The organism is Rhizobacter sp. J219, from assembly GCF_024700055.1.
In the GTDB taxonomy this organism is placed as follows: Bacteria; Pseudomonadota; Gammaproteobacteria; order Burkholderiales; family Burkholderiaceae_C; genus Rhizobacter.
The window spans coordinates 1621686-1635027 of the sequence record NZ_JAJOND010000001.1 but is presented as its reverse complement, the minus strand read 5'-3'; the positions used below and the strand labels follow the sequence as shown (position 1 = coordinate 1635027).

14 protein-coding genes, 1 pseudogene and 2 riboswitches are annotated in these 13342 nt (G+C 66.9%); of the genes and pseudogenes, 10 read left to right on the top strand and 5 right to left on the bottom strand.

Translation table 11 applies throughout. The annotated features are described in order from the left end of the window. Window positions 1-20 precede the first annotated feature (20 nt). Window positions 21-395, bottom strand: coding sequence for a glycine cleavage system protein GcvH (gene gcvH, locus LRS03_RS07515; protein WP_257824764.1), 375 nt, complete (start codon window positions 393-395; stop codon window positions 21-23). Between the two features lie 74 nt (window positions 396-469). Then, window positions 470-1605: pseudogene (gcvT, locus tag LRS03_RS07510) on the bottom strand (glycine cleavage system aminomethyltransferase GcvT). Between the two features lie 61 nt (window positions 1606-1666). Further along, a riboswitch (glycine riboswitch) is annotated at window positions 1667-1780 on the bottom strand. Window positions 1781-1790: 10 nt separating this feature from the next. After that, window positions 1791-1892, bottom strand: a riboswitch (glycine riboswitch). Window positions 1893-1985: 93 nt separating this feature from the next. On the opposite strand from gcvT, the gene queE reads away from it, so the two are divergent. Both queE and LRS03_RS07500 read left to right on the top strand, forming a co-directional pair. Further along, window positions 1986-2618 (top strand): 7-carboxy-7-deazaguanine synthase, encoded by a 633-nt coding sequence (gene queE, locus LRS03_RS07505; RefSeq protein WP_257824763.1) that lies wholly within the window; start codon window positions 1986-1988, stop codon window positions 2616-2618. A 15-nt stretch (window positions 2619-2633) separates the two neighbouring features. Then, window positions 2634-3002 (top strand): 6-pyruvoyl trahydropterin synthase family protein, encoded by a 369-nt coding sequence (locus LRS03_RS07500; protein WP_257824762.1) that lies wholly within the window; start codon window positions 2634-2636, stop codon window positions 3000-3002. A gap of 30 nt (window positions 3003-3032) precedes the next feature. Here the strand turns inward: LRS03_RS07500 and LRS03_RS07495 are convergent, their stop codons facing one another. Further along, complete coding sequence (locus LRS03_RS07495) at window positions 3033-4724, bottom strand: electron transfer flavoprotein-ubiquinone oxidoreductase (protein ID WP_257824761.1); 1692 nt, start codon at window positions 4722-4724, stop codon at window positions 3033-3035. Window positions 4725-4893: 169 nt separating this feature from the next. Between LRS03_RS07495 and LRS03_RS07490 the strand changes: the two genes are divergently transcribed. From LRS03_RS07490 to LRS03_RS07475, 4 genes are read left to right on the top strand one after another with little or no spacing between them, the layout of a single operon-like run. Beyond that, on the top strand, window positions 4894-5676 hold the full coding sequence (locus LRS03_RS07490; protein ID WP_257824759.1) for an SDR family oxidoreductase: 783 nt from the start codon (window positions 4894-4896) through the stop codon (window positions 5674-5676). 2 nt (window positions 5677-5678) lie between these two features. Beyond that, complete coding sequence (locus tag LRS03_RS07485; RefSeq protein ID WP_257824758.1) at window positions 5679-6344, top strand: YceH family protein; 666 nt, start codon at window positions 5679-5681, stop codon at window positions 6342-6344. A gap of 30 nt (window positions 6345-6374) precedes the next feature. Beyond that, the gene (locus tag LRS03_RS07480; protein ID WP_257824757.1) at window positions 6375-6794 is read left to right on the top strand and encodes an acyl-CoA thioesterase; all 420 of its coding nucleotides are present in this window, start codon (window positions 6375-6377) and stop codon (window positions 6792-6794) included. A 4-nt stretch (window positions 6795-6798) separates the two neighbouring features. Then, on the top strand, window positions 6799-9192 hold the full coding sequence (locus LRS03_RS07475) for a transporter substrate-binding domain-containing protein (protein WP_257824755.1): 2394 nt from the start codon (window positions 6799-6801) through the stop codon (window positions 9190-9192). Window positions 9193-9204: 12 nt separating this feature from the next. Here LRS03_RS07475 and LRS03_RS07470 read toward each other — a convergent pair whose 3' ends face one another. Then, a complete protein-coding gene (locus LRS03_RS07470) occupies window positions 9205-9768 on the bottom strand; it encodes a LuxR C-terminal-related transcriptional regulator (RefSeq protein WP_374685041.1) in 564 nt (187 codons plus the stop codon). A 139-nt stretch (window positions 9769-9907) separates the two neighbouring features. On the opposite strand from LRS03_RS07470, the gene LRS03_RS07465 reads away from it, so the two are divergent. Both LRS03_RS07465 and LRS03_RS07460 read left to right on the top strand, forming a co-directional pair. Next, window positions 9908-10609: a CoA transferase subunit A gene (locus LRS03_RS07465; RefSeq protein ID WP_257824754.1), complete on the top strand. Its 702-nt coding sequence runs from the start codon at window positions 9908-9910 to the stop codon at window positions 10607-10609. A 10-nt stretch (window positions 10610-10619) separates the two neighbouring features. Further along, window positions 10620-11258: a 3-oxoacid CoA-transferase subunit B gene (locus tag LRS03_RS07460; protein WP_257824752.1), complete on the top strand. Its 639-nt coding sequence runs from the start codon at window positions 10620-10622 to the stop codon at window positions 11256-11258. Window positions 11259-11291: 33 nt separating this feature from the next. Here LRS03_RS07460 and LRS03_RS07455 read toward each other — a convergent pair whose 3' ends face one another. Beyond that, window positions 11292-12332 (bottom strand): quinone-dependent dihydroorotate dehydrogenase, encoded by a 1041-nt coding sequence (locus tag LRS03_RS07455; protein WP_257824751.1) that lies wholly within the window; start codon window positions 12330-12332, stop codon window positions 11292-11294. Window positions 12333-12388: 56 nt separating this feature from the next. Between LRS03_RS07455 and rpiA the strand changes: the two genes are divergently transcribed. Further along, window positions 12389-13048, top strand: coding sequence for a ribose-5-phosphate isomerase RpiA (gene rpiA / locus LRS03_RS07450; protein ID WP_257824749.1), 660 nt, complete (start codon window positions 12389-12391; stop codon window positions 13046-13048). A gap of 84 nt (window positions 13049-13132) precedes the next feature. Next, window positions 13133-13312 carry a hypothetical protein gene (locus LRS03_RS07445; protein WP_257824748.1) on the top strand — a complete coding sequence of 60 codons (180 nt, stop codon included), beginning with the start codon at window positions 13133-13135 and terminating at the stop codon, window positions 13310-13312. The last annotated feature ends 30 nt before the right edge of the window (window positions 13313-13342 follow it).

Genomic DNA, 13342 nt, shown 5'->3' with positions numbered 1-13342 from the left:
GCGGGGCAGGCGAGTGGGGATCAGGCGTTCTTGACGAGCGCGTCGTAGGCCGGCGCGTCGAGCAGGCCTTCGAACTCGGCCATGTCGCTGACCTTCACCTTGAAGAACCAGCCGTTGCCCAGCGGGTCGCTGTTGGCGAGCGAGGGGTCGGCGCGCAGAGCCTCGTTCACTTCCACGATCTCGCCGCTGACCGGCATGTAGATGTCGGCGGCGGCCTTCACCGACTCGACGACGCCCGACACCTCGCCCTTCTTGAAGCTGCGGCCCACCTCGGGCAGATCGACGAAGACCACGTCGCCCAGCGCATCTTGCGCGTGCAGCGTGATGCCGACGGTGGCGGCCTCGTGGTCTTCGATGTTGATCCACTCGTGGTCGGGGGTGTACATGGTCGTCATGAAAGGGCTCCTGGGTTGGATGTGTTCGAGAAACGGAGCGGTGTCGTCATCCCCGCGCTAGCGGGGATCCACGATCAGCCGCGGTGGTAGCGGTGCGGCGTGAAGGGCATGGGGCTCACGCGCATCGGCTGGCGCTTGCCGCGCACTTCGGCATACACCTCGTGGTGCGCCAACGCGTGGTTGGCGGCGAGGTAGGCCATGGCGATCGGCTGGTTGACGGTCGGCGAGAGCGTGCCGCTGGTCACGTGGCCGAGCTTGTGGCCCTTGGCGTCGACGATGACGGCGCCTTCGCGCACCGGCACACGCTCCAGGCCCAGGAGGCCTGCGCGCTTGATCGAGGCGCCGGTGGCGAGCTGCGACTCGATGACGCTCGCGCCCGGGTAGCCGCCCGCACGAGCACCGCCGGGGCGGCGCACCTTCTGGATCGCCCAGGTGAGGCCGGCTTCGACGGGCGTGGTGGTCTCGTTGATGTCGTGGCCGTAGAGGCACAGACCGGCTTCGAGGCGCAGCGTGTCGCGCGCGCCAAGGCCGGCCGGTTTCACTTCCGGCAAAGCGAGCAGGGCACGGGCCAGGGCCACGGCATGGTCGGCGGGCACCGAGATCTCGAAGCCGTCTTCGCCGGTGTAGCCCGAGCGGGTGACGAAGCAGTCGGCCCCGGCGATGTGGGCGGACATGCCGGTCATGAAGGTGAGCTTGGCGACTTCGGGGTTGAGCTTGCGCAGCGCAGCGACCGCCTTGGGGCCTTGCAGCGCGAGCAGCGCGCGGTCGGGCAGGGGCTGCACGTGGCAGCGGTGGCCGATGTGGGTGACGAGGTGCCGGGTGTCGGCGGCCTTGCAGGCGGCGTTGACGACGACGAAGAGGTCGTCTTCGCGCCGCGTGATCATCAGGTCGTCGAGGATGCCGCCGTTGGCGTTGGTGAAGAGCGCGTAGCGCTGCTTGCCCACCGGCAGGTCGACCACGTCGACCGGCACCAGCGATTCGAGCGCGCGGGCCGCGTCGTCGCCGACGAGGCGCAGCTGGCCCATGTGCGAGACGTCGAAGAGCGCCGCCGAGTCGCGGCAGTGCTTGTGCTCGGCAATGATGCCGCCGGGGTAGTTGACCGGCATTTCGTAGCCGGCGAAGGGCACCATCTTGGCACCGAGCCCAGGTGCAGGGCGTGCAGCGGGGTGTGGAGCAGGGCGGCGGGTGCAGTGGCAGGCAGTGCGGACATGGCAGTCTCCGAGGGCATTCTTGATGACCAAGTGTTCTCCACCGCAGTGAAAAACGCTTGCAATGCCCTCACTGTCCGCTTTACCTGAGAGATTGGCGTTCGGCCGCTTCGCGTGCCTGGCGCTTGCCCCTTCGGTGGACCCACTCGGGGTGGGCCTCTCTCCAGCGAGGAACGCCACATTTCTGTGGCGCTTGTCAGTCCTTTTGCCTGAGCGTTCGGGCCTGCATTTCGGCAGGCTCCTGCGCCTTCGGCGGCTTCATGAGGAAGCTCTCTCCTGACGACGGGCAGTGTAGCAGCGGCGATCGCGGGGAGGGGACTGCTGCGGGACAATATGCCGCTTCGCCAACCGCCGTCCCTTTGTTTGAGTGCCCTGTGAAACCGTGAGCTACGCCGTCAAGGAAATCTTCTACACGCTGCAGGGCGAAGGCAGCCACGCTGGCCGTCCTGCCGTGTTTGTGCGCATGGCGGGGTGCAACCTGTGGAGTGGCCGCGAGGCCGATCGCGCCCAGGCCGTGTGCCGCTTTTGCGATACCGAGTTCGTCGGCACCGATGGCACGCTGGGTGGCCGTTATCCCGATGCACGCACCCTCGCCGAGCGTGTGGCCGCATGCTGGCCCGCGGGTGAAGGTCGGCGTTTCGTGGTGATCACGGGTGGTGAGCCGCTGCTGCAGGTCGACGCAGCATTGCTCGACGCCTTGCACGCAAACGACTTCGAGATTGCCGTCGAGACCAACGGCACGCTCGCCGCGCCCGCCGGCATCGACTGGCTTTGCGTCAGCCCCAAGGCCGGGGCGGTGCTGGTGCAGCGCGAGGGGCACGAACTCAAGGTGGTGGTGCCGCAGCCCGGGCTCGATCTGCTGGCGCTCGGGCAGCTGCCGTTCGTGCACTTGCGCGTGCAGCCGATGGATGGTCCGGAACTCGCGCACAACACCGCCTGGGCGGTGCAGTGGTGTTTGGATCACCCGCGCTGGAAGCTCAGCGTGCAGACCCACAAGGTGCTGGGCATCCGATAGCCCTGCAGACCCGCCATGTTTGAACTCAGCCAGACTTTCCATTTCGACGCCGCGCACACCCTGCGGCGCAAGGACGCGTCGAAACCCGAGCTGCGAGCCAGCCGCCGCATCCACGGGCACTCCTACACCGCCGAGGTGAGCCTGCGGGGCGAGCCGTCGCCCGAGACCGGCATGCTGCTCGACCTGGCCGTGTTGCGGGCAGAGATCGCCGTGGTCCGCGAAGGCCTGGACCATCATCACCTCGACGAGGTCCCGGGCCTGGGCGTGCCGACCCTGGAGAACCTGTGTCTCTACATCCACCGCGCCCTGGCGCACCTGCCGGGTCTCCACGCGGTGACGGTCTGGCGTGCGAGCAGCGGAGACCGCTGTCGCTATGCCCCCTGAGCACCCTGCGGGGTGCCAGGAGCGTGTGCCTCACATGCCGCTGTAGTTCGGCCCGCCGCCGCCCTCGGGCGTGACCCAGACGATGTTCTGCGTCGGGTCCTTGATGTCGCAGGTCTTGCAGTGCACGCAGTTCTGCGCGTTGATCTGCAGGCGCTCCTTGCCGGCGTTGGCCTCGTCAGGCACGAACTCGTACACGCCGGCCGGGCAGTAGCGGCTTTCGGGGCCTGCGTACTTGGCAAGGTTGATGTTCACCGGCACCGACTTGTCCTTCAGCGTCAGGTGCGCCGGCTGGTGCTCTTCGTGGTTGGTGTTGGAGATGAACACCGGCTCCAGGCGGTCGAACGTGAGCTTGCCGTCCGGCTTCGGGTACTCGATCTTCGGGCACTGGTCGGCCGGCTTGAGGTAGGCGTGGTCCGGCTTGTCGCGGTGCATCGTCCACGGTGGCGACTTGATGCCGAGCTTGGGCAGCAGCCAGTACTCGATGCCGGTGCCGATGGTGCCGCCCCACAGGCCCCACTTGAACCACGCCTTCCAGTTGCGGGCCTGGTGCAGTTCCTTGTAGAGCCAGCTGGCTTCGAAGGCCTTGGGGTAGGCGCTCAGCTCGTCGCCCTTGCGGTCGGCGGTCACGGCTTCGAAGGCCGCCTCGGCGGCCAGCATGCCGGTCTTCATGGCGGCGTGGCTGCCCTTGATGCGCGGGCCGTTCAGGAAGCCGGCGTCGCAGCCGATCAGCGCGCCGCCCGGGAACACGGTCTTGGGCAGGCTCAACAGGCCACCGGCGGTGATGGCACGGGCGCCGTAGCTCAGGCGCTTGCCGCCTTCGATGTGCTTGCGGATGGCAGGGTGCGTCTTCCAGCGCTGCATTTCCTCGAACGGGCTCAGCCACGGGTTCTCGTAGTTGAGGCCGGTGATGAAGCCGAGCACCACCTTGTTGTCTTCCATGTGGTACAGGAAACCGCCGCCATAGGTGTCGCTCTTGAGCGGCCAGCCCGCCGCGTGGATCACGAGACCCGGCTGGTGCTGCTTGGGGTCGACTTCCCACATTTCCTTCACGCCGATGGCATAGCCCTGCGGGTCTTTCCCGGCATCGAGCTTGAACTTGGCGATCAGCTGCTTGCCCAGGTGGCCGCGCGAGCCTTCGGCGAAGAGGGTGTACTTGCCGTGCAGTTCCATGCCGAGCTGGAAGCTGTCGCTCGGCTCGCCCTGCTTGTTGACGCCCATGTTGCCGGTCGCGATGCCCTTGACCGAGCCGTCGTCGTTGTAGAGCACCTCAGCGGCGGCGAAGCCGGGGAAGATTTCCACGCCCAGCGCTTCGGCCTGCTGCGCCAGCCAGCGCACCACGTTGCCGAGGCTGATGACGTAGTTGCCGTGGTTGTGGAAGTTGTCGGGCATCAGGAACGACGGCGTGCTCATCACGCCTGTATCCGACAGGAACAGCGCCTCGTCCTTGGTGACCGGCTGGTTGAGCGGAGCGCCCAGCTCCTTCCAGTTCGGGAACAGCTCGTTCATCGCGATCGGGTCCATCACGGCGCCGCTCAGGATGTGTGCGCCAGGCTCCGAGCCCTTTTCGAGCACGACCACCGAGATTTCCTTGCCGGCCTTTTCGGCCAGCTGCTTCAGGCGGATCGCGGCCGACAAGCCCGCCGGGCCACCGCCGACGATGACCACGTCATATTCCATGGCCTCGCGGGGACCGTACTGGGCAAGAATTTCGGCGGGGGTCATGCAGTCTCCTTGGATGAACAATCGCCGCGCATTCTAATTGGCCGATCGGCCGAAAAGAACGATCGTTCGCTTCTAAGTTCAAGCCCTTTGGCGATGAGTCCTGCACTGCAGGCCGCGTGCTATCTTCATCGCCATTCATCGCAGCACCGACATCAACGAGGAGAAGTTCATGGCCTACACGATCGACCTGTCCGGCCGCGTGGCGCTGGTCACCGGCGCGTCCAGCGGGCTCGGGACTCAGTTCGCCAAGACGCTCGCCAAGTCTGGCGCCGCCGTGGTGCTGGCCGGCCGCCGCACCGAGCGCCTGAAGACCTTGCGGGCCGAGATCGAAGCTGCAGGTGGCGACGCCCACGTGGTGCGCCTGGACGTGACCGACCCCGACAGCATCAAGGCTGCCGTGGCCCACGCCGAGACCGAGACCGGCGCAATCGACATCCTGGTCAACAACTCCGGCGTGAGCACCACGCAGAAGCTCACCGACGTGACGCCCGAGGACTACGACTACGTGATGGACACCAACACCAAGGGTGCCTTCTTCGTCGCGCAGGAGGTGGGCAAGCGCATGCTGGCGCGTGCCAAGGGCTCGGCGCCCGGCACCTACACCGGTGGGCGCATCGTCAACATCGCCTCGATGGCGGGGCTGAAGGTCCTCGGCCAGATCGGCGTCTACTGCATGAGCAAGGCCGCCGTGATCCACATGACACGTGCGATGGCGCTGGAGTGGGGTCGCTACGGCATCAATGTGAATGCGATCTGCCCCGGCTACATCGACACCGAGATCAACCACCACCACTGGAACACCGAGCAGGGGCAGAAGCTCATCAGCATGCTGCCGCGCAAGCGCGTGGGCAACCCGCAAGACCTCGACGTGGTGCTGATGATGCTGTGCTCCAACGAGAGCCACTTCGTGAACGGCGCCGTCATCCAGGCCGACGACGGCTTTGCCGTCTGAGCATGCGGGACCTTTCGCTGCTCGAAGCACGCGTTCTCGGCGTGCTGATCGAGAAGGCGCACACCGTGCCCGACAGCTACCCGCTGTCGCTGAATTCCCTCACGCTCGGCTGCAACCAGAAGACCGCGCGCGACCCGGTGATGAACGCGACCGAGTCGGAAGTGCAGGGCGCCATTGATTCGCTGAAGGTGCTGCACCTGGTGTTCGAGTCGAGCGGCTCGCGGGTTGCGCGCTACGAGCACAACATGGGCCGTGCGATGGGCCTGCCGTCGCAGAGCGTGGCGCTCCTGGCGGTGCTCGCGCTGCGCGGGCCACAGACGAGTTCCGAGCTGCGTGCCAACTGCGACCGCCTGCACCGCTTTGCGGATGTGTCGTCGGTCGAGGCATTTCTCGACGAGCTGGCCTCGCGCAGCGAAGAGAAGGGCGGCCCGCTTGCCCTCAAGCTTCCGCGTGCGCCCGGTGCACGCGAGGCGCGCTGGACGCACCTGCTGTGCGGCGCGGTCGACGTCTCGGCGCTGCCGGTGGCGCCGCAGTCCGAAGACTTCGTGGCGACCAGCGAACTTGCGGCGCTGAAGTCACAACAGGCCGCCATGCAGAACGAGCTGGCCGAACTGCGTGCGCTGGTCGACCGTTTGTATTCAGAATTGGGCGTGAGCAAAACGCAGTAAATCGCAGTCACAGCAGCCTGGGAGGGCGCGATGCGCATCGAGATTCCCGAGCAGAAGCGCCTGGTGCACGAGATGCACATGCCCATCCGCTGGGGCGACATGGACGCCATGGGCCACGTCAACAACGTGGCGTACTTCCGCTACCTGGAAACCGCTCGCATCGAGTGGCTCAACGGCGCCGGCTTCGCCCCCGAACCGAATGGCGAAGGCTTCGTGATCATCAATGCCTTCTGCAACTTCCTGATCCAGCTCGAATACCCGGGCACGATCCTTCTCAAGACCTACGCGGCCAACCTGGGCCGCAGCAGCTTCGACAGCTTCACCACGATGGAGCGCACCGACCGGCCCGGTGTCGTCTGCGCGGCAGGGGGTGCGACCGTGGTGTGGGTGAACTTCCCGCAGCAGAAGTCGATGCCGTTTCCGGATCGCCTGCGCGAGCTGATTGCCTGACGCCATGGAGCGCATCCGGCGCGGCATGTGGGTCGGCATCGCGATGCTGCTGCTGTGCGTGGGTGCAGCCGCGCAGGCGCCGGGGGTCGAGCTGTCTACGGCCGAGCAGGCGTGGGTGCGCAACCACCCGGTGCTGAGGCTGGGCGTCGCGCGCGAGTACCCGCCGTACTACTTTGCGCCGCCAGAGCCCAGTCAGCCGCACGGCTTCATCATCGAGACCATCGCCCTGTGGGCCGACCGCGTGGGCCTGCGGCTGGAGTTCCGCCGCTTCGACAGCAACGAGGCCGCGGTGCGCGCCCTGCAGGAGGGCCAAGTCGACATGCTGCCCTATGCGCCGCCACGCGCCATCGACGGCCCTGCGCTCTTCACGCTGCCGGTGTTTGCCGGCAACCAGGTGCTCGTGGCACGGCGCGACCTGCCCGACATCTCGGCCACCGACAACTTCGGCCACTACCGCGTCGCGGTCGTCGAGGAGACCCCGGCGGCGGCGCTGATGGCCACGCGCTTTCCGTTGGCGCAGGTGGTGCCGTTTGCGTCGCCCGAGCAGGCGCTGCGGGCAGTGGCCTCGGGCTCGGCCGATCTTTTCGTGGGCTACCAGCAGGTTGTCGTCTATCACGTCGAAAAGCTCCTGCTGGCCAACCTGGCCGTGCGCCGCAACCTGGGGCCCGGCCCGGTGCCGATCGGCCCCACGGTGCGGCGCGATGCCAAGGAGCTGCGTGCCGTGCTGGCGCATGCGATCGATTCGGTGACGGCGGCCGACCGCTCGCAATTGGCCGCACGCTGGCTGCCGGCCGGTGCGCTCAATGGCATCACCGGCCAGGTGGCGAAGCTCACACTGGCCGAGCAGGAGTGGGTGAGCCGCCACGGCAACATCCGTGTCGGCTTCGACGCCACGTTCTCGCCCATCACCAGCCACGGCGACCTCGGTGACCCGCAAGGCATGGGCATCGACTACCTGCGGCTGGTGGCGCGCAAGACGGGCCTGGCCATCCAGCGCGAGGTGGGCTCGTCGTTTGCCGATGTGTACCAGCGCGGCGTGGCCGGCGAGCTTGACGTGATCGTCGGCCTGGTGCGCACGCCGGTGCGCCGTGCCGACTACGACTTCGTAGGTCCGTTCTCGCGTGTGCCGACGGCGATCGTGATGCGCGACGACGACAGCACGCTCATCACCGACACGCGCGAGATCGGCGTGCGCAAGGTGGCCTTGCTCAAGGCGCACTTCCTCATCCCCGAACTGCGGGCGCGGCACCCCGGCATCCAATTCGTCGAATTGGACCGGCAGGACCAGGTGCTCTCGGCCGTGGCCGAAGGAGCGGCCGACGTGGCGCTCGGCAACGTGAAGGTCGTCAACGAACTGCTGGAGCGTCGCTTCGGTGGCAAGCTGCGCATCACCGGCACGGTGAGTGGCGGCGACAGCGAGTTGTATTTCGGCGTGCGGCGCGACCAGCCCGAGCTGACGCAGATCCTGCGCAAGGGGCTCGATGCGGTGAGCGAAACCGAGGCTTCGACCATCGCGCAGCGCTGGCTGGTGGTGACGGTGCAGCCCGGCGTGCCCTGGGGCAAGCTGCTCGCTTTGGGCGGGCCGGTGTTGCTGGCCTTGCTGATCGGGATGGGGCTCTTGTGGCGCAGCCGGCGCAGCATGGCCGAAGCGCGTGCGATCGAGGCACGCGGACGGCGTTTGGCCGAAGACGCGGTGGCCGCACGCGGGCGCTTCCTCGCATATCTCTCGCACGAACTGCGCGGCACGCTGGGCGCCGTGGCAAGCGGTGCCGAGCTGGCCAAGACGCAGCGCGACCCGGTCTTCCAGGAGCGGCTGCTCGACGCGATGGCCGAATCGATGCGCGGCTTGAGCCAGGTGCTGGAGACGACGCTCGCCTACGAGCAGACCCTGGCCAAGCCGGTACAGCTGCAGCCGGAGCCGGTGAACCTGTCGGTGCTGTGGACGCGCATGACGGCACCTGGCGAGCTGGCTGCGCGGCAGAAGGGGCTCACCTTCGAATCGCGATGCGAAGCCGGCGACCAGCGGGTGATGGTCGATGCGGCACGCCTGCAGCAGGTCGTGACCAATCTGCTGCAGAACGCCGTCAAGTTCACCGACCGCGGCACCGTGTCGGTGGTGGGCCGCTGGGCCGGCGGGGCCGACGAGGAGCACCCGCCGCTCTTCGAAGTGGCCGTGACCGACAGTGGCCCGGGCATGACGGCCGAAGAGCTGGCGCAGGTGTTCGAGCCGTATGCGCAGGGCCGCGCCGGGGTGCGGCTGGGCCAGGGGGTGGGCCTGGGGCTGGCGATCAGCCGGCAGATCGTGGCGGCGATGGGCGGCACGCTGCAGGCCCACAGCCAGGCGGGTCAGGGCTCCACCTTCGTGCTGCAAGTGGCCTTGCCGCCGGCGGCGGCCTGAGCGGCGCGGGGCTCAGGCGCTCAGCAACTTGTGCACCAGGTCGGGCGTGGTGCTGGCGGCGTACTTGCGCATCAGCCGGGCGCGGTAGACGTCAACCGTGCGGGGGCTGATGCCCAGGCGCTTGCCGATCAGCTTGCTCGTCAGGCCGTCGATCAGGAGCGCGGCGATTTCGCGTTCGCGTGCGGTGAGTTCGGCCTTGAGCTGCCGCCTCGACGACAGGTCTTCGAACGACCACACACCTGCGGCGTGCGGCTGCTTCGGGTCGAGCGCACGGCCCGATACATGGCACCAGAAAAGCTGGCCGCGGTGCGGGCCGTCGACCCGCTTCATCACCCGCTCGTCGGCATACCAGCCGGTGCTGTCGAGGCTGGCCACGATGCGCTGGCCGGTGCGCTCGAACTCGTCGTGCGTCGGGTAGAGCATCTCGAATGACTGACCGACCACCTGCTCCTTGCTGGCGCCGAACATCTCCAGCATCTGCTGGTTGCAGTCGAGCATCAAACGGTTGCGCGACAGCACGAGGCCCACAGGCGCGAGCTCGAAGGCGGTGCGGTAGTCGTCGGGAGTCAGAGCCATGTCGAAAGTCTTGGATGAGCAGCGTAGAAGCGGGTGGCCGGGTATCTGGTTAGTGAATTCTACGTAACGACTACGTAATGCGTTACGTAGTACGCTTGCGCGCTGCAAATTCTCTTGCTGAACTCTTGCTGGAGGCGTGATGAACAAGATTTATGCGAGTGCCGCCGAGGCGCTGAAAGGCGTCGTCAAAGACGGCCAACTGCTGGCCGTGGGGGGCTTCGGCCTGTGCGGCATTCCCGAGGCGCTGATCGCGGCGCTGCGCGACAGCGGCGCGAAGGACCTCACCGCCATTTCCAACAACGCGGGCGTCGACGGCTTCGGTCTCGGCATGCTGCTCGAGACGCGCCAGATCAAGAAGATGATCTCGAGCTACGTCGGCGAGAACAAGGAGTTCGAGCGCCAGTACCTCGCGGGCGAGCTGGAGCTGGAATTCACGCCGCAGGGCACGCTCGCCGAGAAGCTGCGCGCCGGCGGCGCCGGCATCCCGGCCTTCTTCACCCGCACCGGCGTGGGCACCATCGTCGCCGAAGGCAAGGAAACACGCGAGTTCGACGGCCAGCTCTACGTGATGGAAAGGGCGCTCGTGCCCGACGTGGCGCTCGTCAAGGCGCACATCGCCGACAAGAGCGGCAACCTCGTCTTCCGCCGCACCGCGCGCAACTTCAACCCGGCGTGCGCCATGGCCGGCAAGATCACGATCGTCGAGGTCGAGCAGATCGTCGAGACCGGCGCGCTGGACCCGGACGCCATCCACCTGCCCGGCATCTACGTGCACCGCATCGTGCTGAACGCCACGCCCGAGAAGCGCATCGAGAAGCGCCTCACCCGCCCGGCAGCCTAAGGAGAACGACATGCCCTGGACCCAAGACGAAATGGCCGCGAAGGCCGCTTCCGAGCTGAAGGATGGCTTCTACGTCAATCTCGGCATCGGCATCCCCACCCTCGTGGCCAACCACGTGCCGGCCGACATCGAGGTGTGGCTGCAAAGCGAAAACGGCATGCTCGGGATCGGCCCCTTCCCGACCGAAGACGAGGTCGACGCCGACCTCATCAACGCCGGCAAGCAGACCGTGACCACCATCCCCGGCACCAGCATCTTCGGCTCGCACGACAGCTTCGCGATGATCCGCGGCGGCAAGATCAACCTCGCCATCCTCGGCGCCATGCAGGTCAGCGAAAAGGGCGACCTCGCCAACTGGATGATCCCCGGCAAGATGGTCAAGGGCATGGGTGGCGCAATGGACCTCGTGGGCGGCGTGCCGCGCGTGCTGGTCGTGATGGAGCACGTGGCCAAGAAGAAGGACGGCACCACCGACCTCAAGATATTGCCCAAGTGCACCCTGCCGCTGACGGGCGTGGGCGTGGTCAACCGCATCATCACCGACCTCGCGGTGATGGACGTCACGCCTCAAGGCCTGAAGGTCGTCGAGATGGCGCCTGGCGTGACGCGCGAGGAACTGCAAAGCAAGACCGGCGTGCCACTGCACTGAGCGGCTGTTCGATTCGAAAGAAAAAGGCCGCGCTCAGCGGCCTTTTTTGATGGCGCTCGCCGCCTCGGGGACGAGCGCGGGGCCCTTGTAGATGAAGCCGGTGTAGAGCTGCACGAGGTCGGCGCCGGCGGCAATCTTCGCGCGTGCGTCGGCGCCGCTCATCACGCCGCCCACGCCGATGATCGGCACCTCGCGCCCGAGGGCTGCGCGCAGCAGCGTGATCACACGGTTGCTGGCTTCTAACACCGGTGCGCCCGAGAGGCCGCCGGTTTCTTCGCCATGCGGCAGGTGCTTCACCTTGTCGCGTGCGATGGTGGTGTTGGTCGCGATCACGCCGTCGATGCCGTTCTTGCGGATGGTGGCGGCGATGACCTGCACCTGGGTGTCTTCCAGGTCGGGCGCGATCTTCACGAACATCGGGACCTTGCGGCCGTGCTGTGAGGCAAGGGTCAGGCGCCGGTCCTGCAGCGCCGCAAGCAGCGCGTCGAGCGCTTCGTCGCTTTGCAGCTCGCGCAGGTTTTTGGTGTTGGGTGATGAGATGTTGACCGTCACGTAGTCGGCGTGCGGGTACACGCCATCCAGGCCGATCAGGTAATCGTCGACCGCGCGCTCGATCGGCGTGGCCGCGTTCTTGCCGATGTTCAGGCCCAGCACCCCGCCCTGCTGGCGGAAGCGGCTGCGCTTCACGTTGGCGATGAAAACCGCCAAGCCTTCATTGTTGAAGCCCAGGCGGTTGATGAGCGCGTTGGCTTCGGGCAGCCGGAACATGCGCGGCTTCGGGTTGCCCGGCTGCGCTTTCGGCGTGACCGTGCCCACTTCCACGAAGCCGAAGCCCATCGCGCCGAATGCGTCGATGCAGCGGCCGTTCTTGTCGAGCCCCGCGGCCAGGCCCACGCGGTTGGGGAAGCGGATGCCGGCGATCGTCACCGGGTCGTCCACACGCGTCTGCGACACCGCGCAGATCAAGGGTGTGTGCTGGATGCGCGCAAGCGCACCGAGCGTCAGGTCGTGGGCCTGCTCGGGGTCGAGGCCGAAGAGAAAAGGGCGCGTCAGCGCGTAAGGGACGAGAGGCATGAAGGGGTGTCTTGGATAATCGCCCGATTGTCTTTCAAACCCCTGCAATCACCACCATGACCCAAGACGAACTCAAGGCCCTCGTGGGCCAGGCTGCTCTCGAATACGTGGTGCCCGACAGCATCGTCGGCGTGGGCACGGGCTCGACGGTCAACTGCTTCATCGACGCACTCGCCGGCATGAAAGACCGCATCGCGGGCGCCGTCTCCAGCAGCGAAAAGAGCAGCGAGCGGCTGCGCGCCCACGGCATCAAGGTGCTCGACAGCAACAGCGTCGAGCGCCTGCCGGTCTACATCGATGGCGCCGACGAGATCGACCACCGCGGAAACATGGTGAAAGGCGGCGGTGCGGCCCTGACGCGCGAGAAGATCGTGGCCGACTTGGCCGAACGCTTCATTTGCATTGCCGATGAGTCGAAGCTGGTTGATACGCTCGGCAAATTCCCATTGCCGGTGGAGGTGATCCCGATGGCGGCCACGCAGATCGCAAGGCGCTTCGGTCGCCTGGGAGGCCAGGCGGTGCTGCGTGCCGGCGTGGTGACCGACAACGGCTGCCACATCCTCGACGTGCGGGGCCTCTCCATCACCGACCCGGCCGGCATGGAGGCCGAGGTCAGCCAGTGGCCGGGCGTGGTGACGGTGGGCATCTTCGCGCGGCACAAGGCCAGCGTCTGCCTGCTCGGCACGCCTCAGGGCGTGAAGACGCTCACTTTCTGAACACCCTCGTTCAGCAAGCGCTGAAAAGCGCGTACCCTCGCGCGTATCGCACTGGGTGCTCCCACCCCACAGGAAGGATGGCGCATGGCAAAACCCAATTACTCGTTTGAAAAACGCCAGCGCGAGCTGGCCAAGAAAAAGAAGAAGGAAGAGAAGCTCAAGGAAAAGGCAGAGCGCAAGTCGGGAGCAGAGCCTGCACCGGCCGAGCCCGACGACGCGCCGCCGGCGCAAGACGTCGCTGCCGCGCCGCCCAGCCAGGGTTGAGCGCAGAGGGCTCGGTGACAGGCGGCGTCA